This window comes from Streptomyces sp. CB02980, from assembly GCF_014451325.2.
In the GTDB taxonomy this organism is placed as follows: domain Bacteria; phylum Actinomycetota; class Actinomycetes; order Streptomycetales; family Streptomycetaceae; genus Streptomyces.
On the sequence record NZ_JACSCH020000010.1, the window covers coordinates 198,873 to 220,931 of the forward strand.

18 protein-coding genes are annotated in these 22,059 nt (G+C 73.4%); 9 read left to right on the forward strand and 9 right to left on the reverse strand.

Annotation, left to right across the window (positions count from 1 at the left end; genetic code table 11):
* Positions 1-5: 5 nt before the first annotated feature.
* Both E0F75_RS22070 and E0F75_RS22075 read right to left on the reverse strand, forming a co-directional pair.
* A complete protein-coding gene (locus E0F75_RS22070; RefSeq protein ID WP_187624386.1) occupies positions 6-755 on the reverse strand; it encodes a glycosyltransferase in 750 nt (249 codons plus the stop codon).
* A 542-nt stretch (positions 756-1,297) separates the two neighbouring features.
* Positions 1,298-2,083, reverse strand: coding sequence for a glycosyltransferase family 2 protein (locus E0F75_RS22075; RefSeq protein ID WP_187624271.1), 786 nt, complete (start codon positions 2,081-2,083; stop codon positions 1,298-1,300).
* 149 nt (positions 2,084-2,232) lie between these two features.
* Here E0F75_RS22075 and E0F75_RS22080 point away from each other — a divergent pair, with 149 nt between their 5' ends.
* The 6 genes from E0F75_RS22080 to E0F75_RS22105 all read left to right on the forward strand — a co-directional run bounded on the left by E0F75_RS22080 (position 2,233) and on the right by E0F75_RS22105 (position 10,054).
* Entirely contained in the window at positions 2,233-4,074 is a 1,842-nt protein-coding gene (locus tag E0F75_RS22080; protein ID WP_187624272.1) for a glycoside hydrolase family 15 protein, read from the forward strand.
* Between the two features lie 54 nt (positions 4,075-4,128).
* The gene (locus E0F75_RS22085) at positions 4,129-4,419 is read left to right on the forward strand and encodes a hypothetical protein (RefSeq protein ID WP_187624273.1); all 291 of its coding nucleotides are present in this window, start codon (positions 4,129-4,131) and stop codon (positions 4,417-4,419) included.
* A gap of 191 nt (positions 4,420-4,610) precedes the next feature.
* Positions 4,611-5,681 (forward strand): phosphatase PAP2 family protein, encoded by a 1,071-nt coding sequence (locus E0F75_RS22090; protein WP_187624274.1) that lies wholly within the window; start codon positions 4,611-4,613, stop codon positions 5,679-5,681.
* 43 nt (positions 5,682-5,724) lie between these two features.
* Complete coding sequence (locus tag E0F75_RS22095) at positions 5,725-7,944, forward strand: NADP-dependent isocitrate dehydrogenase (protein ID WP_187624275.1); 2,220 nt, start codon at positions 5,725-5,727, stop codon at positions 7,942-7,944.
* 129 nt (positions 7,945-8,073) lie between these two features.
* Positions 8,074-8,364, forward strand: a complete 291-nt coding sequence (locus E0F75_RS22100) for a hypothetical protein (protein ID WP_187624276.1) — start codon at positions 8,074-8,076, stop codon at positions 8,362-8,364.
* Between the two features lie 97 nt (positions 8,365-8,461).
* Positions 8,462-10,054, forward strand: coding sequence for a sigma-70 family RNA polymerase sigma factor (locus E0F75_RS22105; protein WP_187624277.1), 1,593 nt, complete (start codon positions 8,462-8,464; stop codon positions 10,052-10,054).
* Positions 10,055-10,070: 16 nt separating this feature from the next.
* On the opposite strand, the gene E0F75_RS22110 is transcribed toward E0F75_RS22105, so the two are convergent.
* From E0F75_RS22110 to E0F75_RS22125, 4 genes are all read right to left on the reverse strand, one after another.
* Entirely contained in the window at positions 10,071-11,162 is a 1,092-nt protein-coding gene (locus E0F75_RS22110) for a CAP domain-containing protein (RefSeq protein ID WP_206706132.1), read from the reverse strand.
* 152 nt (positions 11,163-11,314) lie between these two features.
* Entirely contained in the window at positions 11,315-12,187 is an 873-nt protein-coding gene (locus tag E0F75_RS22115) for a universal stress protein (RefSeq protein WP_187624278.1), read from the reverse strand.
* 175 nt (positions 12,188-12,362) lie between these two features.
* The gene (locus E0F75_RS22120; RefSeq protein WP_187624279.1) at positions 12,363-13,739 is read right to left on the reverse strand and encodes an acyl-CoA dehydrogenase; all 1,377 of its coding nucleotides are present in this window, start codon (positions 13,737-13,739) and stop codon (positions 12,363-12,365) included.
* A 158-nt stretch (positions 13,740-13,897) separates the two neighbouring features.
* Complete coding sequence (locus tag E0F75_RS22125; protein WP_187624280.1) at positions 13,898-14,353, reverse strand: Rrf2 family transcriptional regulator; 456 nt, start codon at positions 14,351-14,353, stop codon at positions 13,898-13,900.
* A 437-nt stretch (positions 14,354-14,790) separates the two neighbouring features.
* On the opposite strand from E0F75_RS22125, the gene E0F75_RS22130 reads away from it, so the two are divergent.
* Positions 14,791-15,651 (forward strand): glutathione S-transferase C-terminal domain-containing protein, encoded by an 861-nt coding sequence (locus E0F75_RS22130; protein WP_187624281.1) that lies wholly within the window; start codon positions 14,791-14,793, stop codon positions 15,649-15,651.
* Positions 15,652-15,724: 73 nt separating this feature from the next.
* On the opposite strand, the gene E0F75_RS22135 is transcribed toward E0F75_RS22130, so the two are convergent.
* Positions 15,725-16,762, reverse strand: coding sequence for an NAD-dependent epimerase/dehydratase family protein (locus E0F75_RS22135; protein WP_187624282.1), 1,038 nt, complete (start codon positions 16,760-16,762; stop codon positions 15,725-15,727).
* Between the two features lie 78 nt (positions 16,763-16,840).
* Here E0F75_RS22135 and E0F75_RS22140 point away from each other — a divergent pair, with 78 nt between their 5' ends.
* A complete protein-coding gene (locus tag E0F75_RS22140; protein WP_308189595.1) occupies positions 16,841-17,146 on the forward strand; it encodes a DUF5133 domain-containing protein in 306 nt (101 codons plus the stop codon).
* Positions 17,147-17,340: 194 nt separating this feature from the next.
* Positions 17,341-19,719 carry an excinuclease ABC subunit UvrA gene (locus E0F75_RS22145; RefSeq protein WP_187624283.1) on the forward strand — a complete coding sequence of 793 codons (2,379 nt, stop codon included), beginning with the start codon at positions 17,341-17,343 and terminating at the stop codon, positions 19,717-19,719.
* Positions 19,720-19,755: 36 nt separating this feature from the next.
* Here the strand turns inward: E0F75_RS22145 and E0F75_RS22150 are convergent, their stop codons facing one another.
* Together E0F75_RS22150 and E0F75_RS22155 are read right to left on the reverse strand one after the other, a co-directional pair.
* Positions 19,756-20,424, reverse strand: coding sequence for a DUF6058 family natural product biosynthesis protein (locus E0F75_RS22150; RefSeq protein ID WP_187624284.1), 669 nt, complete (start codon positions 20,422-20,424; stop codon positions 19,756-19,758).
* A 191-nt stretch (positions 20,425-20,615) separates the two neighbouring features.
* Complete coding sequence (locus E0F75_RS22155; protein WP_187624285.1) at positions 20,616-21,977, reverse strand: D-alanyl-D-alanine carboxypeptidase family protein; 1,362 nt, start codon at positions 21,975-21,977, stop codon at positions 20,616-20,618.
* Positions 21,978-22,059: the final 82 nt, after the last annotated feature.

Consider the following 22,059-nt stretch of genomic DNA (forward strand, 5'->3'; position numbering starts at 1 on the left):
GATCATCACCGGGCCAGCGAGATGCGCAGGAGATCGGCCATCGAGCGCAGTCCGTCGCGCCGTGCCGAGAACGTCGAGCCGGGTACGTCGTGCCAGACCACCGGCACCTCCACGACGTCCCGCCCGGCCCGTACGACATGGGCGAGCAGTTCCACGTCGAAGGCGAAGCCGTCGATGTGGCAGTCACGCGCGATCGCGCGGGCGAGCGGACCGCAGAAGAACTTGAACCCGCACTGGGTGTCGGCGACCCCGGGCAGCGACAGATGCGCGAGCGAACGGAACAGCAGGCCGCCGCCGCGCCGCAGGGCCGACTGCTCCACGTCGAGCCGGGCGCCCGGTGCGTGGCGCGAGGCGATGACCGCGCCGTGGCCCGCCCGGAGCAGCTCCATCACGCGGTCCAGGGTCTCGACGGGGGTGGCGTTGTCGGCGTCGGCGAAGCCGATGAAGCGGGCGGAGGAGGTCTCGATGCCGCGCCGGACCGCCGCGCCCTTGCCCTGGTCGCTGCACCCGATGGCGTGGACCGGGACGGGGGGGTCGGCGAAGCGCTCCAGGGCGTCGAGGGTGCCGTCGGCGCTGTTGTTGTCGACCACGACGACCGCCGACGACCAGGGCCGTCCGGCCAGGAAGTCGACCGTGGCGGCCACGGTCGAGGGCAGCCTGCGCTGCTCGTTGTAGGCCGGGATGAGCAGTTCGAGCTCCACCGGCGGGCGGACGAGCCGATGGGGGAGCGGTGCGTGGGCGCGGGCGGTGGCCATCACGCCTCGCCTCCTCGGGGCAAGGCGCGGGGCGCGGGGCGCACGGGCGCGCGGGGGATCAGGGCGGGGGTGGGTCGGGGGTGACGCGCTTCACGTCGTCGGTGCGGCTCGCAGGCGCCGGCCGGTGGGGGTTCGCCGGCCCCCGCTGGTGCTGGTTCGGACGACCCGGCCGGACCGTCGGAGCCGCGGCTTCGCCGCGCGGTGCGCGTGCGGGTGTGGGTCGTACGGGCGCGTCGCCGGCGGGCCGTTCCTCGCGGCCTGCACGCCCGGCTCCGTGGCGGCGGGGCGGCGGCGGTGATCCGGTCGGCCGCCCGGCGTGCGGGGTGGGCGGTCGGGCGGTGCGCGGGGCGGCAGAGCGAGCGGCGCCGGGCGTCGGCGAGCGGCCAGTCGGTCATCCGTCGCAGAGGATGCGGTGCGGATGCCACCGGCGATCGGTCGAACTGGCTGGAGGCCACGACGTACCTCTTCCGGCAACCGACCCTGCCGAGGGTCTGTCCTGAAATAGTGCTCTTTCCACCGTTAGCACCCTTGCGGGTGGTTCGTCAACCGGAGGAGGTGCGGGCGGCGCGCGGGCGCCGCCGGTGCGCCAGCCGCGACAGGGCGTTGTGCGGCCGCTCGTCGAGGAGCGTGCCGAGGATCCGCGTGCCGTCGCGGATCGTGCGGAGGCGGACCGGCTCGTGGAGCCGCGGCCGTTCGAGACTGGGCACCTCGGCGACGCGCAGGCCGTAGTGCAGGGCGTGCGTGACCAGCTCGGCGCCCAGCTCGACCCCGTCCTCGCGCAGGTCGAGGAGGTCCACGAAGGAGCGCCGGAACGCACAGAACCCGTACCAGAGATCGGTGAGGTGCTGGCCGTACATCCGGTGCGCGACCCGCAGCAGCGCGCGATGTCCGAGCCGTCGCGAGAGCGGATAGTCGGCGAAATCCCCGCCCGCGATGAAGCGTGATCCCTTGACGAAGTCGTAACCGCTTTCCAGGTAGTGCAGATAGTGCGGGATCTCGTGCGGCGACATGCTCCCGTCGGCGTTCATCAGCACGACCAGATCGCCGGTCGCCGCGAGCAGACCCGCGTGCGGAATGTCGCCGCGCGAGGAGTCCCAGGAGCCGAGCCCGCGCACGGTGAGCCCCTTGCGCGCCCGCCGCTCACCGGGCGGGCCGCCGACCAGGACCACGTCCCCCACGCTCGACGGCACTTGATCGAGGAGCAGATCGAGCGCCGGCCGCGGGTCCCCGCCGCCGGGGCGGACCGTGAGGACGAGGCTCACCGTACGCGTGCCGGAACCGGGTGCGCGGTCGGTCGAACGGCGCAGGGGATGCGAATCGCTACTCATAGGTACGGCCTCCCGCGCGGAAAACCCGCGTACTTCAGGATCCTGCGCCGGAGACGATGCCGTCAAGAACTCGGGAAAGATATGCGGAACTCCAGGAAACTATTCCTCGCCCCTCTGCGCCGGAATTCGATCAGGCATACAATCCCGTCATGGCAGGGCGAATTGAGGACTACGCCCTCGTCGGTGACCTGGAGACCGCGGCGCTCGTGGGGACCGACGGGTCCGTCGACTGGTGGTGCGCGCCGCGCTTCGACTCGCCCGCGTGCCTGGCGGCCCTGCTGGGCGATCCGGGGCACGGCCGCTGGCTCCTCGCCCCCGTCGGCAGGACCCGCTGCACGCGCAGGAGTTACCGGGGCGACACCCTCGTCCTCGACACCATCTGGGAATCCCTCACCGGAACCGTCCGCGTCACCGACTTCATGCCCCTGCGCTCCCCGAGCGAGGACGCCCCGCGCATCGTCCGCGTGGTCGAGGGAATCGCCGGACGCGTCGACGTACGCAGCGAGTTGAGGGTCCGCTTCCACCACGGCAGCATCGTGCCCTGGATCCGCTCGGTGGACCGCCGTACCGTCGCCTGGGTCGCCGGACCCGACGCCGCGTACCTCTCCTGCGAGCCCGGCGTCGAGCCCGTCGTCACCCCGGACCGCACCACCGTCGACTTCACCGTCACCGCCGGCCGTCGCGTCTCCTTCGTCCTCGGCTGGCGTCCCTCGCACACCCCCGCGCCCCCGGCCACCCCGCCCGCCGACATCGACGCCGCCCTCACCCGTACCCTCGCCCTCTGGAACGACTGGGCCGCCGACCTCCGTTACGAGGGGCCGACGCGCGAGGCGGTCATCCGCTCCCTGCTCACCCTCAAGGCCCTCACCTACGCCCCCACCGGCGGTATCGTCGCCGCGGCCACCGCCTCCCTCCCCGAGTCCCTCGGCGGGCAGCGCAACTGGGACTACCGCTTCTGCTGGCTGCGTGACTCCACGTTCACCCTCTCCTGCCTGCTGCGCGGCGGCTATCGCAGAGAGGCGCTCGCCTGGAAGGACTGGCTCGTCCGCGCCGTCGCCGGCGACCCCGCCGACCTCCAGCCGCTGTACGGGGTACAGGGCCAGCGGCAGTTGCCCGAGACGTACGCCGACTGGCTCCCGGGCTACGAGAACTCGCGCCCCGTCAGATTCGGCAACGCGGCCGTCGACCAGTTCCAGCTCGACATCTACGGCGAGGTGCTCAACACCGTCTACTCGGCCGTCCGGGCCGGAGTCGCCCTCGACGCCCCCGACTGGGCGCTGGTCGCCTCGCTCCTGGAGTACCTCGGCAAACGCTGGCAGGAACCGGACGAGGGCATCTGGGAAGTCCGGGGCCCGCGCCGCCACTTCGTCCACTCCAAGGTCATGGCCTGGGTCGGCGCCGACCGCGCCGTCCGCCTCGCCCGGGTCGCCGGACTCCGCGGTTCGCTCAGGCACTGGCAGGCCCTGCGCAACGAGCTGCGCGCGGACGTCTGCGCCCGGGGCTGGAGCGACGAACAGCAGTCCTTCACCCAGTACTACGGAAGTCACCAGGTCGACGCCACCGCCCTGTTGATCCCCCGGCTCGGCTTCCTCCCCGCCGACGACGCCCGCGTACTCGGCACCGTCCGGGCGATGGCCCGGCTCGACGACCATGGATTCCTCCGCCGCTACGGCGACGTGCGGGACGGCGGAACGCATGATCTCGACGACCTCGGCGGCACCGAAGGAGCCTTCGTCGCCTGCACGTTCTGGTACGCCGACGCGCTCGCCATGACCGGCCGCGCCGACGAGGCCCGCGGGGTCTTCGAGCGGGTCCTCGACGTCCGCAACGACGTCGGCCTGCTCGCCGAGGAATGGGACCCGGTGACGAGCCGTCAGTTGGGCAACATGCCGCAGGCGCTCAGTCACGTGGCCCTGGTGAACACGGCGTTCACGCTGTACGGGACCAGGCGCCACGACCGTACGGGTTCCCGTCATTTCGCTGTGGCATGATCGGGCCACTCCGGGTGGCCACCGGGCGCCCTCCGGGAGTTCAGGGGGTGGAACATGCCGTGGTTCCTGCTCGTGCCGAGCGTGCTCGGGGTGCTGCTCGTCGCCGGAGGCGTGGCGGCGATCCGGACCGGCTGGATCCTGCCGTTCCAGCGGCGCCGCGTCCACCGGACCGAGCTCTTCGGCTGGGCGCAGCTGGTGATGGCGGTGGCCTTCGGCGCCCAGGCGGTCGGACAGCTCCTCGGTGAGCGCGAGGCCCGCTACGTCCTCGGAGTCGTCACGGTGCTCGCCCTGCTCGGCGGACTCGTCCTCGCGACCGTCGCCCAACGCCCGAGCCCGGACCGGTGAGCGGTCGCGACGCGCCGGAGCCCGGACCCCTGAGCGGCTGCCCGCGCCCGAGCCCGGACCGGTGAGCCGAGCGGTCCCCCGGCCGTCCACCCGCGCCGCCGTCCGGGCCCGCCCCGCCGAACCGTCCCCGACGCGTTTCGTTCGGGTGCGTCCAGCGGGCGGGGCCGCCGCGCGTGGGTTCGAATCGGGGCATGGCTTCTTACGACAGGCCCCGCGCGGGCGGCTCCCCGAGGCCGCTGGAGACCGGTGACACCTGGTGGTACGCCGCCGTGGCAGGCGAGGCCGCCGGATCGTTCAGCACCCGAGTCCGCACCCGGACCCGGCGTGGCTGCCTCGGGGCCGTACTCCTGCTCACCGTCGTCTACGCGGGCCTCGTGCTCACCGCGACCGGCCGTCGCTGGGGTGACGCGGCCATGACCGGCCGGCGCGCCGACGCCGCCGCCACCACCGTGCTCCGCGAGCACCCCTCGCTCGCCGGACTCACCACCCTCTCCCTGGTCCTCGGCTGCGTCCTGGTGCTCGCCGCCGGCCTGATACGCAAGCGGTACGCCCTCACCGGCCTCGCCGCCGGCGCGGTCGTCACCGCCCTCGCCCTCACCGGCCTCCTCCAGCGGTACGCACCGCGCCCCCGGCTCGCCGACGCCGGCGGGCTCATGTCCACCGGCTTCCCCAGCGCCCAGACCACGCTCGCCCTCGGCATCGCCTTCGGGCTGGCCCTCGTCGTCCCCTACCGGCTGCGCAGCGTCGCCGTCGGCGCCGCCACGCTCTGGGCCGTCGGCGTCGGCGCGTACACCATCGCCGCCGGCCAGCACCGGCCCGGTGACGCCATCGCCGCCGCCCTGGTGGTCCTCGCCGTCTTCTGCGGCCTCCTCGCCGTCCTCGCCCGCAAGGACAAGGTGCGCCCCGGCGCCCGACGGGGGCCCGCCCTCCCCGGCCTCCCGGTGACCGTGCCGCTCGCCCTGCTCGCCGCCGGCGGCCTCGGCGTGGGCCTCTGGCTCCTCGGGGACACCCTCGCCCTGCCGAGCGCCGCCCCCTACGACCCGGCCGAGCTCAGGCTCGCGCACCGCTGCGGCCAGGCCCTCGCCGCGGGCGTGGTCGCCGCCGTCGGCCTCGCCCTGCTCGGTCTGCTGCGCCGCGTCGACGTCGAGGGCGCCCCCACTCCGTACCGGCTCGGCGGGCCCTTCGTCGAGGCCGCCGGAGCGCCCGGGGACGGCGAGCTCATGGGGCCCTTCACCGAGGACCTCGATCACGAGATATCTTGATGTCGAGCAATCTCGCATACGCAGACGTGGAGCGGAGCACCCGGTGACTGACTCGACCATCATCTACACCCACACTGACGAGGCGCCTGCCCTGGCGACGTACTCGTTCCTGCCCGTGATCCAGGCGTATGCCTCGCAGGCCGGCGTCACGGTCGAGACGCGGGACATCTCCCTCGCGGGCCGCATCATCGCCGTCTTCCCCGAGTTCCTGGAGGAGGGCCAGCGCATCGCCGACGCCCTCGCCGAGCTCGGTGACCTGGCCAAGACGCCGGGCGCCAACATCATCAAGCTGCCGAACGTCTCGGCGTCCATCCCGCAGCTCAAGGCCGCGGTCGCCGAGCTCCAGGCGCAGGGCTACGCCCTCCCGGACTACCCGGACGACCCGCAGACGGACCAGGACAAGGACGTCCGCGCCCGTTACGACAAGATCAAGGGCTCGGCCGTCAACCCGGTCCTGCGCGAGGGCAACTCCGACCGCCGCGCGCCCGGCTCGGTCAAGAACTACGCCAAGAACCACCCCCACCGCATGGGCGCCTGGACCCCCGAGTCCAAGACCAATGTCGCGACCATGGGTGAGAACGACTTCGCCTCCACGGAGAAGTCCGCCGTCGTCACCAAGGACGACACCCTCCGCTTCGAGTTCACCGCCGCCGACGGCACCACCAGCGAGCTCCGCGAGCCGCTGAAGGTCATCGCCGGCGAGGTCGTCGACGCCGCCGTCATGCGCGCCGCCGCCCTGCGCACCTTCCTCGGCGAGCAGGTAGCCCGCGCCAAGGCCGAGAACGTGCTCTTCTCCGTGCACCTCAAGGCCACGATGATGAAGGTCTCCGACCCGATCGTCTTCGGCCACGTCGTCCGCGCCTTCTTCCCCGAGACCTTCGCCACGTACGGCGAGGTGCTCGCCGGTGCCGGCCTCTCCCCGAACGACGGCCTCGGCGGCGTCCTGAAGGGCCTGGACTCCCTCCCGCAGGGCGCCGAGATCAAGGCCTCCTTCGAGGCCGAGCTCGCCGCGGGCCCCGCCCTGGCGATGGTCGACTCCGACAAGGGCATCACCAACCTGCACGTGCCGTCCGACGTCATCGTCGACGCCTCGATGCCGGCCATGATCCGCACCTCCGGCCACATGTGGGGCCCGGACGGCCAGGAGGCCGACACCCTCGCGGTCCTCCCGGACCACAGCTACTCCGGCGTGTACCAGGCCGTCATCGAGGACTGCCGCGCCAACGGCGCCTTCGACCCGTCGACCATGGGCTCCGTCCCGAACGTCGGCCTCATGGCGCAGAAGGCCGAGGAGTACGGCTCGCACGACAAGACCTTCGAGATGGCCCAGGCCGGCACCGTCCGCCTCGTCGACTCCGAGGGCAACGTCGTCCTGGAGCAGGAGGTCGCCGAGGGCGACATCTTCCGCGCCTGCCAGACCAAGGACCTGCCCATCCAGGACTGGGTCAAGCTCGCCGTCACCCGCGCCCGCGCCACCGGCGCCCCGGCCGTCTTCTGGCTGGACGAGAACCGCGCCCACGACGCCCAGCTGATCGCCAAGGTCAAGCAGTACCTGCCGGAGCACGACACCGAGGGCCTGGACATCAAGGTGCTGTCCCCGGTCGAGGCGACGACGTTCTCCCTGGAGCGCATCCGCCGCGGCGAGGACACCATCTCCGTCACCGGCAACGTCCTCCGTGACTACCTGACCGACCTCTTCCCCATCCTGGAGCTGGGCACCAGCGCCAAGATGCTGTCGGTCGTCCCGCTGATGGCGGGCGGCGGCCTCTTCGAGACCGGCGCCGGCGGCTCCGCCCCGAAGCACGTCCAGCAGCTCGTCAAGGAGAACTACCTCCGCTGGGACAGCCTCGGCGAGTTCTTCGCGCTGGCCGCCAGCTTCGAGCACCTCGCGACCTCCACGGACAACTCCCGCGCCCAGGTCCTCGCCGACACCCTCGACCGCGCCACCGGCACCTTCCTCAACGAGGACAAGTCGCCGACCCGTCGCCTCGGTGGTATCGACAACCGCGGCAGCCACTTCTACCTGGCCCTGTACTGGGCCCAGGAGCTGGCCGCCCAGACCGAGGACGCGGAGCTGGCCAAGGCCTTCGCGCCGCTGGCCGAGACCCTCGCCGCCAACGAGCAGAAGATCGTCGACGAGCTCGTCGCCGTCCAGGGCTCCCCGGCCGAGATCGGCGGCTACTACCAGCCCGACCCGGCCAAGGCCGCGGCCGTGATGCGCCCGTCCGCCACCTTCAACGAGGCCGTCGCCTCCCTCGCCTGACGCGGCACGGGAGGCCCCCGCCTCCCACGCCCCGTCGAGCACACGCGTGGCGCCGCCCCGGACGGAACTCTTCCGACCGGGGCGGTCCCGTCGGTGGCGCATCCGCCGTCCGGGTGTGAACCTGGATGGATGAGCTGGGCATCTTGGACGACCGCCGGTGTCTACACCGGGCGAGGTGGGGTGCTGACCGTCGAGGCCGGAGTCGTCACGGGCGATCTGACCGTGCACACGACCTGGGCCGACAACGAGGCACGCGTGGCCGTGCAGTACAGCGGCGCGTCCGACTGGTTCACCATGTCGGGCAGTCCCGTTCCGTGCGCGTCGGAGGAGGAGAGCCGCGATCTGCACGACGCCGTCGTGGCAGCCGTCCGGGAGGGGAACGGGGCCACGGTCCCGACCCTGCCCGTACCACCGGTGTGATGGACGTCGGCGTCGATCACCGATAAGTGTTATCCCTCCCTCGCCCACGGGTCTCCGAACCACGGGGGACTCGCACCAGGGATGAGGGAGCAGATCCATGCACAGCGACGAGCGCCGCACCACCGCGCTGGTGGAGGCCGCCAGGGCCGGTGACGCGCACGCCAGGGACGCGCTGGTCCGCGCCTACCTGCCGCTCGTCCACAACATCGTCGGCCGGGCGCTCGACGGCCATGCCGACACCGACGACATCGTCCAGGAGACGATGGTCCGCGCCCTCGACGGCCTGACGGGCCTCCGCGACCCGGCCCGATTCCGGTCCTGGCTCGTCGCCATCGCCATGAACGGGATCCGCCGCCGCTGGCGCGAACGCCAGCAGGCACCCGTGCCCGGACTCGACCGGGCCGCCGGCCTCGCCGACCCGGCCGCCGGCGACTTCACCGAGGTCACCATCATCCGGCTCGGCCTGTCGGGGCAGCGCCGCGACGTGGCCCGCGCGACCCGCTGGCTCGACGAGGACGACCGCGAGCTGCTCGCCCTGTGGTGGCTGGAGGCCGCGGGCGAGCTGACCCGCGCCGAGCTCGCCGAGGGCCTCGGCGGGATATCCCCGCAGCACGCCGCCGTCCGCGTCCAGCGGATGAAGGAACGCCTGGAGACCGGCCGCGCCGTCGTCCGCGCCCTCGACGCCCTGCCGATCTGCCCCGACCTCGCGGAGACCGTCACGGCCTGGGACGGCCGCCCCTCCCCGCTCTGGCGCAAACGCGTCGCCCGCCACGTACGGACCTGCGCCGTCTGTACGGCGAGGGTCACCGGCCGCAGTGGCCTCGCCCCCGTCGAAGGGCTGCTCGTCGGCCTCGGCCTCGTACCGCCGCTGGTGATCGGGCTGACGCACGGTCCCACCGGCGATCCCGTCGCCTTCGACACGGTGGCGTCCGACACGGCCGTTCCGGAATCAACCATCCCGGACACGGCCGCCCCGAGCCCGGCCGCCTCCGACCCGGCCGGGTCCCACACGCCCGGGTCGGACGGGACCGCTCCGGACACGGCCGTGTCCGAAAGCGTCTCCCGGTGGACACCCCTGCGCCGGGCCGGAGCCGCCGGAGCCGCGGCCGTCGCCGTCCTCGGCGCCGTGGTCCTCCTCGTACCCCAGGAGCCACGCGCGCGCATGGCGCCGGGCAGCCCGGTCGCCGCGCCTCCGGCGACCCCCGCCCCGACGACGCCCCCGGCGTCGCCGACCCCCACCCGCACCGTCACGCCGACGACCACGCCCCCGACCCCACGCCGCACCCCGCGCCCCACGCCGGCACCCACGGGTGAGGAGCGGGTGACCGGCCTCGTCAACCGGCTGCGGGCGGAGGCGGGTTGCGCCCCGCTGCGCATCGACCCCCGGCTCACCGAGGCGGCCCGCGGCTACGCCCGTGACATGGCCGCGCGCGGCTACTTCGGACACGCCAGTCCCGAGGGCGAGTTCGCGGACACCCGGATCACCGCCGCCGGTTACGCCTGGAGCGCCTGGGCGGAGAACCTGGACCAGGGTACGGCCGACCCGGCGTCCGTGGTCGACGACTGGACGGACGGGTCGATGCACGAGGAGAACATGCTCGACTGCCGGTACCGGGACACCGGAGTGGCGTCGGCGCCCGGTCCCGGCGGCACGATCTGGGTGCAGAAGCTCGCCGCTCCCGCCTCCTGACGGCCGGGTCGGCGGCTCAGCGCCGCGCACCGAAGTTCTGCACCCACCAAGGGCCGTTGGCCGTCAGCGTCACCCCGACGCCGATGTCCTTGAACGAGCAGTTGAGGATGTTCGCCCGGTGGCCGGGACTGTCCATCCAGTCCTCCATCGCCCGGGCCGGGGTCTTCGGCCCGCGGTGGATGTTCTCCCCCCAGGTCGACCATGTGTACCCGGCGCCGGTCATCCGGTCGCCCGCGTCGCCGCCCTCCGGGTTGTCGTGCTCGTAGTAGTCGCGGGCGGCCATGTCGTCGGCGTGGCCCTGGGCGGCGGACCGCAGATGGCTCTCGGAGTGCAGCGGGCCGCAACCGGCCTTCTCCCGCTCGGTGTTGGCGAGCGCGATGACGTCCTGGACGAACCGCGCGGCCTTTCCCGCCGGTGCCTCCGCCACGGGGGCCGCACCCGGCTGCCCCTGCTGCCGCCCTTGGGGCCGTGCCGGTCGCGGCTGGTCCGGGGCCTGTTCGGGACGGGGCTCGTGCTGCCGCTCCGACTCCGCCTTCGGAGGTGTCTCGGGCCGGGGCCCCGCCGGTGCGGAGCCGACCGGTGCCGTCCCCGCCGCACGGGGTGCGGGCGTGGCGGCGGTCGAGGGCGCCGACGGGCCCGAGGGCGTCGGCCTGGCCACCCGTACGGCCTCCACCTCCCGTACACTCCCCGCCTCCCGTACGCTCCCTGCCGTCCGTACGGTCTCCGGCGTGGCGGCCGCGCCCCCGCCGGTGGTGGTGGAACGCAGCGACACGACCGGCTCGGCGACCGAGGGGGCGGCGGTCGTGCCACCGGTCCCGAGGGAGGCGACGTACATCCCGGTGGCCACCGTCAGGACGGCGGCCGCGGACCCGGCGACGGTGACGGCGGTCCGGAAGGACGGCCGGCGCGCGGCGCGCGGTCTCGCTCCGCCGCCCTTGCGGTGCCGCCCGCCCGTGCGCGCCGCGGAGACGTCCGCCGCCGCGCGAGCGTCCGCCGTCGCGGGATCGTCCGCCGCTGCGGGATCCGCCGTGAAGTCCCGTACGGCATCGTGCGGGTGCGGGGTGTGTTCGGGGTTGCCGGGGTGACCGGGACGGTCGTGGTGCCGCATGGAGCTCCGCTCTCTCGCCGTGGTCGCCGAACGGTCCGGCGCTGGGGAGAGCCACCGGGGCGACGGCGGTAACACTGTCCGGCCCCGGCCATCCCGACACTCCTCGTCAACGTGACGCGTCAACCTCGCGCGTCAACCCGTTTCGCACCCTTTCAGCCCTGGGGGACGACCGCCACCGGACAGGGCGCGAGATGCAGGGCCGCGTGCGCCACGGACCCGATGCGCGGTCCGACGGCACCCCGCTTGGCCCGCCGGCCGACCACGAGGAGCTGGGCGGCCCCCGAGGCGGAGAGCAGCACCTGGCCGGCGCTGCCCAACTCGACGTGCTCGGTGACCGACACGTCCGGGTAGCGCTCGCGCCAGGGCGCGAGGGCCTCGCGCAGCGCCTTCTCCTCGTACGGGACCAGCCCGCCGGCCTCGTCGGCGAGCCGCATCGAGGCCGGGCTGTACGCGTAGAGGGCCGGCAGGCTCCAGGCGCGCACGGCCCGCAGGGACGCCCCGCGCGCGGCGGCGGTCGCGAAGGCGAAGCCCAGGGCGGCGGCGCTGTCCTCCGGGCTGCCGAGCTGCCCGACGAGCACGTGCCCGGTGGGCGGTTCGGCCGGATCGCCGTCGCGGGAGCGGACGGCCACCACGGGGCGGGTGGCATCGGCGATGATCTGCTGGCCGTACGAGCCGAGCAGGAACCCGGCGACGGCCCCGTGCCCGCGCGAGCCGATGACGAGCATCTCGGCCCGCTCCTCGGTGCCGAGGAGCGCGGCGACCGGCGTGTCGCCCAGCACCTCGGCGGTGAGGGTGAGCTTCGGATGGCGCCGGGCGATCGTGGCCTCCGCCTCGCGCAGGACCGCGTCCGCGGCGCGTTCCTGGCTCGCGCGGTCCTGGACCAGGGGGAGGTCGAGCGGTTCCCAGCGCCACGCGTGCGCGAGCCGTAGCGGGAGGTCCCGGTGGAGCGCCTCGCGGGCGGCCCAGTCCGCCGCGGCGAGGCTCTCGGGCGATCCGTCCACTCCTGCGACGATCTCACGACTCATCAGGCTGCCTCCGTGGGTTGCCGTGTCGGGCCCGCCGGACGGCCGGACCCCGCACCTCCCAGCTTGGGCCCTTCGGCCGCCCCACGAGAGGGCCGGACGTCCCGACATGCCGGTCCGTCCGTCCCTTCGTCCTCCCGGGGGTGTCCTGTCGATCCGGCCGGGGTGGGCCCCTCCGTCAGGCCAGCAGGGTCAGCCGCGCGTGGGTGCCGTTGAGGTAGTGGTCGCCGATGTCGCGGAGCCGGTGGGCCGCCTGGGTGGGGGCGGTGAGCGCGCGGGCGTTGCGCCAGAAGCGGTCGAAGCCGGGGCCTCCGGCGCGTGCGTCGGCGCCCGCCGTTCCGTCGACGAGTTCGAGGATGCGGGTGGTGATGTGCACGGCCGCGCGGCCGGCGACGGTCTCGGCGGCGGCCACCAGGACGGCGATGTCGGCGCGCTCCTCCACGCCGAGCGACCAGGCGGCGAGCAGGCCGTGGGTCAGCGCGTCGGTCGCCCGCTCCACCACGGCGGCGGCGGCGTGCGCGGCCGTCGCCAGTTCCCCGTACGCGAGCAGGAGGTACGGGTCGTCCCCGGCGCCGGCCGGTACGGAGCCGTCGGAGGCGCCGCCGGAGCGATCCGCCGGTGCCGGTCCGGCGTGACCGGCGCGGCTGATGTCCCTGGCCTCGGCGAGCGCACCCTCGGCGATGCCGAGCCCGACGTGGACCAGGAGCAGTCGCAGGACGAGCGGGGCGAGGGTGGAGAAGGGGGCGACGGCGTGCTCGTCGTGGGGGAGCGCGCCCAGGACGTCCTCGGGCGCCACGGGGACCCGGTCGAAGGTGACGGTGCCCGCGCCGGCGAGCCGCTGGCCGACCCGTTCCGTCCCGGCGTCGGTGAACACCCCGGGTTCGGCCGGGTCCACCAGGACGACGAAGAGGTCGCCGCTGCCGCCGGGGCGGGCCCCGACGACGAGCCGGTCGGCGACCGTCACGGCGGACGCGAAGGTACGGGTCCCGTCGAGGATCCAGCCGCCGCCGGAGTCGGCGGGGGTCAGCGTGAGGCCGGCGCCCGTCTCCAGGCGCGGTGTCTCGACGCCCCCGGCGAGCAGCCAGCGTTCCTCGGTGGTGCGTACGTCGAGGGGGTGGCCGTTCGCGAGGGTGGTGCCCGGGTCCCGTGCGGGGCCGCCGAAGAAGCGGCTGCTCCAGGACAGGGCGTAGTGGTGGGCGAGGAGTTCGCCGACCGAGCTGTCGGCGGCGGAGATCTCCCGTACGACCGCACACGCCGCCTGCCATTCGGCGCCCCGCCGGTTCGGGCCCGGGGCCGTCAGGAGGGCGGGAAGGCCGGCCTCCTGGAGCCGGGCGACCTCGTCGAACGGCTCCTTGCCCGCCCGGTCCCTGGCGAGGGCGTCGACGGCGAGGTCGTCGGCGAGTTCGCGGGTGACGCGGGGCCAGATCGCATCGTCGGCGGGCCGGTCGACCGGGCTTTCGCCGGGCCGTTCGGCGGGTCGTGCGACAGGGCCGGCGGCCGGTGCGGAGGTGGTGCGTATCGCGGGTCTCTTCGGCGATTTCCTCGGCGTACTCACGTCACCTCACATGGTTCCTAGTATCCCCACTGGAATAGTAGGGATAGTGGCAGAGGGGAGGCCGTCGCCCCAAGGGGCGTCCGTAAGCTGGACAAGGCCGTCTCGAAAAGTGAGAAAGAGTCACTTCGGCGCAGGTCGCGAGGGGTTGACCCCAGGGCTCAGGGGTTGGTCCAGGCCTCCGGATCGTCCGCGAGCGCGACGATCGTGTCGGGCAGCTGGGCCGCCGCCACCTCCGCGAGCGACACCCCGAGCACCTCGCGGACGCCCGCCCGGAGCGCGATCCAGAGGGTGAGCAACGACTCGGCCGGACCGGTGTACGACAGGTCCGGCGGACGCTCCCCGCGGACCGAGACCAGGGGTCCCTCCACGCAGCGGATGACCTCCGCGACCGAGATCGACTCCGCGGGCCTGGCCAGCCAGTAACCGCCGTTGCCGCCGCGCTGGCTCTGTACGAGACCGCCCTTGCGCATGTCCCCGAGGATGCCTTCGAGGAACTTGTGCGAGATGCCCTGGCCCTCGGCGATGGCCTCGGCCTTCAGCGGACCCGCGTCCTGGGCGGCGGCGAGCTGGAGGGCGGCACGCACCGCGTAGTCGGCCCTGGCTGAAATGCGCATGCGCGCATTATTCCGCACGCTTGCCGGAGGTGGCCCGTACCGCACCCTTGACGTCATCCTGGGCCGGTCGGACACTCAGGACGGGGAAACCGAGCGAACAGGTAGGGAACCATGGGACGCAGCGGTCGACGCGACACGCCACTCGCCGCACCCCTCCCGCGCTCCCTGCCCCTCACCTCCCGCCGCCACATCGACCTGCTGCGGGTCTGCAGCGCGGCGAGTCGCGGGCATCGCCGGGTGGTTCAGCCCACCCGCTGAGGGTCTGTTCGCCGAGGGGGCGTCGCCCCCGCGGGCGCAGTGCCGCGCCCCTCTCCTCCTCTTCCCGTACCTCTGCTGCCTCCGGGCCTCGTGGGGCCGGTGCCGTGGTCGCGCTGCCGCGGCCGGCGCCGCGCCGAGCGCCGCCCGGACCCAGCACCGAGCACCCTCAAGGGAGAAGCATGTCCGTCGTCCCCTCCTCGCTGCTGCCCGCCTCTGCCGTGCCCGCCTTCCGGGGCCGGATCGGCCGCGACGTGCACAGCGGCCACTACGCCGTACCGCACCGCTACCGCCTCCACGTCGCCCCGTACGACCCCGGCTGTCTGAGCATCGCCCTGACCCACAGCCTGCTCGGACTCGACGACACGCTCCCGCTCTCCGTACTGCCCGAGAGCCCCGACACGCCCGACGGCGGGTACGCCGCCCTCCGCCCGCTGTACGAGGCGAGCGCGCACCTCTACGACGGGCCGGCCGCGGCGCCCGTCCTCAGCGACGGCTGGACCGGACGGATCGTCAGCACACACGTCCCCGACATCCTGCGGGACCTCGCCCTCCGCTTCCGCGGCGAAGGCCCCGAGCTGCTGCCGGAGGAGCACCGCGGCGAGATAGAGGCGATCGCCGACCTGTGCGAGCGGAGCATCAACCGGGCCGCCCAGCGCGCCGGTGAGCTCGGACTCGACGGCGAGGCCGCCCACCACGATCCCCTCACGGTCCTCTTCGCGGCCCTCGGCTCCCTGGAACGCCGCCTCGCCCGCCACCCGTACGTGCTCGGCGACGCGCCCACCGCGGCCGATGTGCAGGTCTGGGTCACCCTGGTCCAGCTCGACACCGTCCACCGCTGGCACCTGGACGCCGCCGCGATGGACCGCGTCGCCGGCTACCCGGCCCTCTGGGCCTACGCCCGACGTCTCGCCGCGCGCCCCGAGTTCGCCCACCGACTCGACATCGACGGCATCCTGCGCCGCCACCGCACCCACTGCCGGGGCCGCGAGGCCGCGGGCGCGGGCATCCGCCTCGTCGACTGGTCCGGCCCGACCGACTGACGGGCGGCGCGCGGGCGGCGGACCACCGGATGAGACACGGGGTGGCCCGGGAGCGGTCTCCTGGCCACCCCGGTCAGCCGATGCGATGGCCCGCCAGCGGGCCCGTGTCGTCGCCCGCACCCGTACGCACGCCGCGCAGGAACGCCTCCAGGGCCTCCAGGGAACTTCTCGACGGCTCCCAGCCCAGGTCCTTCCGGGCCCGCTCCGTCGCGAGCAGCGGCATGTGCCGCAGCGCGTCGAAGAGACCGGGGGACGCGGAGGCCAGCCTCAGGCGCCAGGCCGCCGACAGCGCGCCCCGCACCGCGCCCGCCGGCACCCGCACGGGCTTGGCGTCGAGGAGTTCGCCCAGGACCGCGCCGTCGATCACCGGCTCCGCGGCCAGGTTGAACGCGCCACGGACGTCCCGCAGCAGGGCCTGCCCGTAGGCGTCCGCCGCGTCCTCGGTGTGCAGGACCTGGAAGCGGAGCCCGTCGAACTCCGGGAGCAGCGGCAGCAGGTCGGGCCGCATCAGCTGCCCGGGGAAGAAGCGCCCCGCGAAGATCCGGCGCTGTCCGCTCGCCGACTCCTCCTTGAAGAGGAACGCCGGACGCATCCGTACCACCCGGATCAGCGGATGGTCCCGCTCGAAGGTGTCAAGGACCCGCTCCAGATACGCCTTCTCCCGCGTGTACGCCGCACCCGGCCAGCCGTGCGTCGGCCACGCCTCGGACACCGGGGCACCGCCGGCCGGGCCCGGCGAGTACGCCCCCACCGAGGAGGCGTGCACCAGAACCGGCACCCGCGCCGCCGCGACCGCCTTGAAGACACGCACCGCGCCCAGGACATTGGTCCGCCACGTCTCCACCGGGTCGTGGGTCGGCCCGAACCGCCAGGCCAGGTGCACCACCGCGTCCGCGTCGGCCACGTGCCGCGCGAGCAGCGGCTCGTCCCCCTCCCGGGACAGGTCCACCTCGGCCCACTCCACCCCGGGCAGTTCGAGTCCCGGCCGGCGCCGGGCGAGACCCAGGACCGAGCCGACGCGCGGCTCGCGCGCCAGGAGCCGTACCAGACTGGTGCCCACGTTGCCGGTGGCGCCGGTGACGACCACCCGCGAAATCTCGCTCGGGTTCATGTCTCCGACCCTCCGCCATCGGCGTCGGAACCGCACTCCGGAGGCGTCCCGATCACCCGGCCGTCACACAGCGTGTCCGTGCCGGTCGCGAGTGTGGCCGACGACCGGGAGTATGGAGCGACTCAGGAGAAGGAGGACGCGATGCTGCTGCCCGACAGGAACACGGTCGACCGGCTGCTCCGGCACTACCGCGCCCAGGAGCGGACCGTGCTGGCCAGGCCGTGCGACCTGTCGGCGCGCCGGCGCTTCGAGGACACGGCGTACACGCTGTGCGTGCTGATGGGGGAGCGGACCGCCCGCGAGGCCGTCCAGGCGGCCGAGCACTATGTGGCCGGAACCCGCCCGGCGTCGCGGCAGACCCTTGAGGGCCTCCCGGGAGCCTGATCAGGGCCGTCGAGCAGGGCCGTCGATCAGGGCGGTCATGATCGTTCGGCAGGGATCATTCGATCAGGATGTGAGAAGCGTTCGCATCCGGCCGCCGCTAGCGTGGCTGCCATGGACCTCGCGATACGGCCGCCGTCGCTCACGACGCACCGCGCCGGTCCGTTTTTCGGCCCCGCGCGACAGCTGGAGAGACGATGAGCAAGGCCCCCAGGGCGGACAAGCAGCCGCACCCGGCCGACCGGCACGATCTGATCCGTGTGCACGGCGCGCGGGAGAACAACCTCAAGGACGTCAGCATCGAGATCCCGAAGCGCCGGCTCACGGTGTTCACGGGCGTCTCCGGCTCGGGCAAGAGCTCGCTCGTCTTCGACACGATCGCCGCCGAGTCCCAGCGGCTGATCAACGAGACGTACAGCGCCTTCGTCCAGGGCTTCATGCCGACCCTGGCGCGGCCCGAGGTCGACGTGCTCGACGGCCTGACGACCGCGATCATCGTCGACCAGCAGCGGATGGGGGCCGACCCCCGCTCCACCGTCGGCACCGCCACCGACGCCAACGCGATGCTCCGAATCCTCTTCAGCCGGCTCGGCAAGCCGCACATCGGCCCGCCCAGCGCGTACGCCTTCAACGTCCCCTCGGTCACGGCGCGCGGCGCCATCACGGTCGAGCGCGGCGACAAGAAGACCGTCAAGGCGACCTTCAACCGCACCGGCGGCATGTGCCCCCACTGCGAGGGCCGGGGCGCGGTCTCCGACATCGACCTCACCCAGCTCTACGACGACTCCAAGTCGCTCGACGAGGGCGCCCTGACCATCCCCGGCTACACGCCCGGCGGCTGGAACTACCGCCTCTACAGCGAATCCGGCCTCGTCGACCCGGCCAAGCCGATCCGCAAGTACACGAAGAAGGAACTCCTGGCCTTCCTCCACCACGAGCCCACCCGCATGAAGATCGCGGGCATCAACATGACGTACGAGGGGCTCATCCCGCGGATCCAGAAGTCCTTTCTGGCCAAGGACAAGGAGGGCATGCAGCCCCACATCCGGGCCTTCGTGGAGCGGGCCGTCACCTTCACCACCTGCCCCGAGTGCGACGGCACCCGACTCGCAGAGGGCGCCAGGTCGTCGAAGATCAAGCGGATCAGCATCGCCGACGCCTGCGCCATGCAGATCAGCGACCTCGCCAAGTGGGTCCGCGGTCTGAAGGAGCCCTCCGTCGCGCCGCTGCTCACCGCGCTCCAGCTGACCCTGGACTCCTTCGTGGAGATCGGTCTCGGCTATCTCTCCCTCGACCGGCCCGCCGGCACGCTGTCCGGGGGCGAGGCGCAGCGCGTCAAGATGATCCGCCACCTCGGCTCCTCGCTCACCGACGTCACGTACGTCTTCGACGAGCCCACCGTCGGACTGCACCCGCACGACATCCAGCGGATGAACGAACTGCTCCTGCAACTGCGGGACAAGGGCAACACCGTCCTCGTCGTGGAGCACAAGCCGGAGACCATCGCGATCGCGGACCACGTCGTCGACCTCGGCCCCGGCGCCGGTACGGAGGGCGGCACCGTCTGTTTCGAGGGCACCGTGGACGGGCTGCGGACCGGCGGCACCGTCACCGGCCGGCACTTCGACGACCGGGCCTCCGTCAAGGACGGCGTGCGGGAGCCCACCGGCATGCTGGAGATCCGCGGGGCGACGACCCACAACCTGCGCGACGTCGACGTCGACATCCCGCTCGGGGTACTCGCCGTCGTCACCGGCGTGGCCGGCTCCGGCAAGAGCTCGCTGGTGCACGGCTCGATTCCCGCGAGCGACGACGTCGTGTCCATCGACCAGAGCCCCATCCGGGGCTCGCGCCGCAGCAACCCGGCGACGTACACCGGACTGCTCGACCCGATCCGCAAGGCCTTCGCCAAGGCCAACGGCGTGAAGCCCGCATTGTTCAGCGCCAACTCCGAGGGCGCCTGCCCCACCTGCAACGGCGCGGGCGTCATCTACACCGACCTCGGCATCATGGCCGGCGTCTCCTCGACCTGCGAGGACTGCGAGGGCAAGCGGTTCCAGGCCGCCGTGCTCGAATACCTCCTCGGCGGCCGTGACATCAGCCAGGTGCTCGCGATGTCCGTGACCGAGGCCGTGGAGTTCTTCGGCTCGGGCGAGGCGAGCACCCCGGCCGCCCAGCGCATCCTCACGCGTCTCGCGGACGTCGGTCTCGGCTACCTCAGCCTCGGCCAGCCGCTCACCACGCTGTCCGGCGGCGAACGCCAGCGGCTCAAGCTGGCCACGAACATGGGCGAGAAGGGCGGCGTCTACATCCTCGACGAGCCGACCACCGGTCTGCACCTCGCCGATGTCGAGCAGCTGCTCGGCCTGCTCGACCGGCTCGTGGACTCCGGCAAGTCGGTCATCGTCGTCGAGCACCACCAGGCGGTGATGGCCCACGCCGACTGGATCATCGACCTCGGCCCCGGCGCCGGTCACGACGGCGGCAAGATCGTCTTCGAGGGGACCCCCGCCGACCTGGTGGCCGCGCGGTCGACGCTCACGGGCGAGCACCTGGCGGCGTACGTGGGAGCCTGACGGCGAGGTCCGACGGCGGCCCGGCGGCCTGTGTTCTCAGGCTGCCGGGCCGCCGCGCGGAAAAAGGGCGCGCGGCGCGTCCACGCAGGTGTCCCGGGAGGTGGGGCCGCCGAAACGAAGCCGGTCGTACGCCGTGAACGCCGGCTCCAGCGCGTCGAGCTCGTCCACGCGCGCGTGGAGCGCGGCACGCCATCCGGGGGAGGGGCAGGACCCGTCCGCCGATCCGGCCGAGATTCCGTCTGCGGTTCCGTCCGCCGTTCCGGCCCTCGCCGAGGCCAGCGCCCCGGTGATCTCCGCCGTCAGCTCGTCCTTGCGCCGTATGTGCGTCGGCGTCACCGTGCGCAGACAGACGTACTGGCCGCTCAGATACGCCTGCCATTCCGCCTCCCCCTGTTCCCCGTCCTCCCAGTGCGCGGTGAACCAGGCGTGCAGCCGCTCGGATCCGCCCGCCGCCTCGGTGAGGCGGAACAGATCGCGCGGCACCATCTCGGCGCCGTCGGAGCGCAGATAGCCCGGCAGCGGAAGCACCCGCCCGAGCATCAGCCGCCGGGCCGCGTCGGGATCCCGCCCGAGCGAGGCACAGAGGGCCTCCAGGGGGACGAACTGCGCGGTGACGTACGCGTCGTCGGCCGCGGTCATCGGATGGTCGCCGTTCACCTCGCGGAACCGCTCGGCGATCCGCCGTACGAGCGTCCGGTCCGCCATCACATCACTCCCTCGGGAAGCCGTCCGAGCGTGCCCCGGACGGCGTCCCCGCAGGCTAGAAGCGGGATCGTGCGGCACCCACCGAACCGTCGCCGACAGGCATGGACGGGTCCGGTCGGGGTCGCACAGGCCCGGCGCGGTCCGGTCCGACGCGGCGCGGCCCTGCCAGTCCGGTCCGGCGCGTCCTTTGGTCAGCCCGCCCGGTGGGCCACCCTGCGCCGCCAGCCCCACAGCGCGAGCGCCGCCGCGCAGGCCGAGCCCACCAGGGCCAGCGGAAGGCCGGCCGACGCGCCCGACGGCTCCTCCCCGCGCGCGGGGTCCTTGGCGGGCGCGGCCGCGGCCGCGGCCCGGGCCCCGGCCCGGGGCGCCCGACTGTCCGCCCTCGCGTCGCGGCTCTCACGGGCCACCGCCACCGCGCGGTTGCCCGCACCGGCCGCTGCCTTCGCCGGTACGGTCGGTTCGGTCGGTACGGGGAGCAGCGAGCCCACCGGCCGGACCACGTCCGCCGCCTCGAAGCCCCAGTCGAGGAGTTCGCGAGCCTCCTCGTACACGGCGAGTCCGCCGCCGCTCTGCGGGTTCATCACCGTGACGACCAGCGTCCGGTCGCCGCGCCGGGCCGCCGAGATCAACGTGTTGCCCGCGTTGCTCGTGTAGCCGTTCTTGATCCCGATGAGCCCCGGGTAGCGGTCCACGCCGTCCGCGCCCGTCAGGAGCCGGTTGGTGTTGGCGATGCCGTACGACCAGGATCCCGCCGGGAAGTCGGCGTACCGAGTCGAGCAGTACCGGACGAACGCGGGGTCCTGGAGCCCGGCCCTGCCGAACACCGCCAGGTCGTACGCGGAGGACACCTGCCCCGCGGCGTCGTACCCGTCGGGGGACACCACCTGGGTGTCCAGGGCGCCCAGCGACCTGGCCTTCTCCTGCATCTGCCGGGACATCGACTCCCAGCCGCCGTTCATCGCGGCCAGGACGTGCACCGCGTCGTTCCCGGAGCTGAGGAACACGCCGTTCCACAGGTCGGAGACCTTGTACGTGTACCCCTCCTTCACCCCGACCAGGCTGCTGCCGTCCCCGATCCCGGTCAGCTCGGAATCGGCCACGGTGTGCTGCTCGGAGGCTTCGTGGTGGGGGAGCGCCGTGAGGGCGAACAGCGCCTTGAGGGTGCTGGCCGGCGGCAGCTTCCGGTGGGCGTTGCGCGCGGCGAGCACCTCGCCCGAGGAGGCGTCCGCGACCACCCACGACAGCGCGGAGACCGAGGGCACGTCGGGCGCGCCCGGCAGCGGCTGCACCTGGGTGCCCTTCAGGCCGAGCCGGGCCCGGTCGACGTACTGGCGCGCGGGCGGCGTGGGCTCCCGGAGGAAAGTCCGGAGGGAATCGAGAGAAGAGGTGACGGTCGCGGAAGAAGCGACTGCCGCGGTCGAAGAGAAGGTCGTGGTCGAGGTGACGGTCGCGGTCGAGGTGACAGGAGATGCCGTGGCCGACGGAGCGGGCAGCGCGAGCAGCACCGCCGCGGTACCGGCGGCAGCATGACGGACAGCTGACGTGACGATCATTCAGTAACCGTAGGAAGGAGGTGTGGAACGCGCAGATCGGAGTGCGCCGACCGGCGTAGCGGGTGTGGCGTACGGCGGCGAG

What these genes read in the sequence shown, in the direction of transcription:
- E0F75_RS22090 (WP_187624274.1), top strand. Translation starts at nt 4,611, where the DNA reads ATGGCTTCTTACGACAGGCCCCGCGCGGGCGGCTCCCCGAGGCCGCTG.
- E0F75_RS22150 (WP_187624284.1), bottom strand. Translation starts at nt 20,424, where the DNA reads ATGGCGGACCGGACGCTCGTACGGCGGATCGCCGAGCGGTTCCGCGAG.
- E0F75_RS22125 (WP_187624280.1), bottom strand. Translation starts at nt 14,353, where the DNA reads ATGCGCATTTCAGCCAGGGCCGACTACGCGGTGCGTGCCGCCCTCCAG.
- E0F75_RS22115 (WP_187624278.1), bottom strand. Translation starts at nt 12,187, where the DNA reads ATGAGTCGTGAGATCGTCGCAGGAGTGGACGGATCGCCCGAGAGCCTC.
- E0F75_RS22130 (WP_187624281.1), top strand. Translation starts at nt 14,791, where the DNA reads ATGTCCGTCGTCCCCTCCTCGCTGCTGCCCGCCTCTGCCGTGCCCGCC.
- E0F75_RS22080 (WP_187624272.1), top strand. Translation starts at nt 2,233, where the DNA reads ATGGCAGGGCGAATTGAGGACTACGCCCTCGTCGGTGACCTGGAGACC.
- E0F75_RS22105 (WP_187624277.1), top strand. Translation starts at nt 8,462, where the DNA reads ATGCACAGCGACGAGCGCCGCACCACCGCGCTGGTGGAGGCCGCCAGG.
- E0F75_RS22145 (WP_187624283.1), top strand. Translation starts at nt 17,341, where the DNA reads ATGAGCAAGGCCCCCAGGGCGGACAAGCAGCCGCACCCGGCCGACCGG.
- E0F75_RS22155 (WP_187624285.1), bottom strand. Translation starts at nt 21,977, where the DNA reads ATGATCGTCACGTCAGCTGTCCGTCATGCTGCCGCCGGTACCGCGGCG.
- E0F75_RS22100 (WP_187624276.1), top strand. Translation starts at nt 8,074, where the DNA reads ATGAGCTGGGCATCTTGGACGACCGCCGGTGTCTACACCGGGCGAGGT.
- E0F75_RS22075 (WP_187624271.1), bottom strand. Translation starts at nt 2,083, where the DNA reads ATGAGTAGCGATTCGCATCCCCTGCGCCGTTCGACCGACCGCGCACCC.
- E0F75_RS22070 (WP_187624386.1), bottom strand. Translation starts at nt 755, where the DNA reads ATGGCCACCGCCCGCGCCCACGCACCGCTCCCCCATCGGCTCGTCCGC.
- E0F75_RS22135 (WP_187624282.1), bottom strand. Translation starts at nt 16,762, where the DNA reads ATGAACCCGAGCGAGATTTCGCGGGTGGTCGTCACCGGCGCCACCGGC.
- E0F75_RS22085 (WP_187624273.1), top strand. Translation starts at nt 4,129, where the DNA reads ATGCCGTGGTTCCTGCTCGTGCCGAGCGTGCTCGGGGTGCTGCTCGTC.
- E0F75_RS22110 (WP_206706132.1), bottom strand. Translation starts at nt 11,162, where the DNA reads ATGCGGCACCACGACCGTCCCGGTCACCCCGGCAACCCCGAACACACC.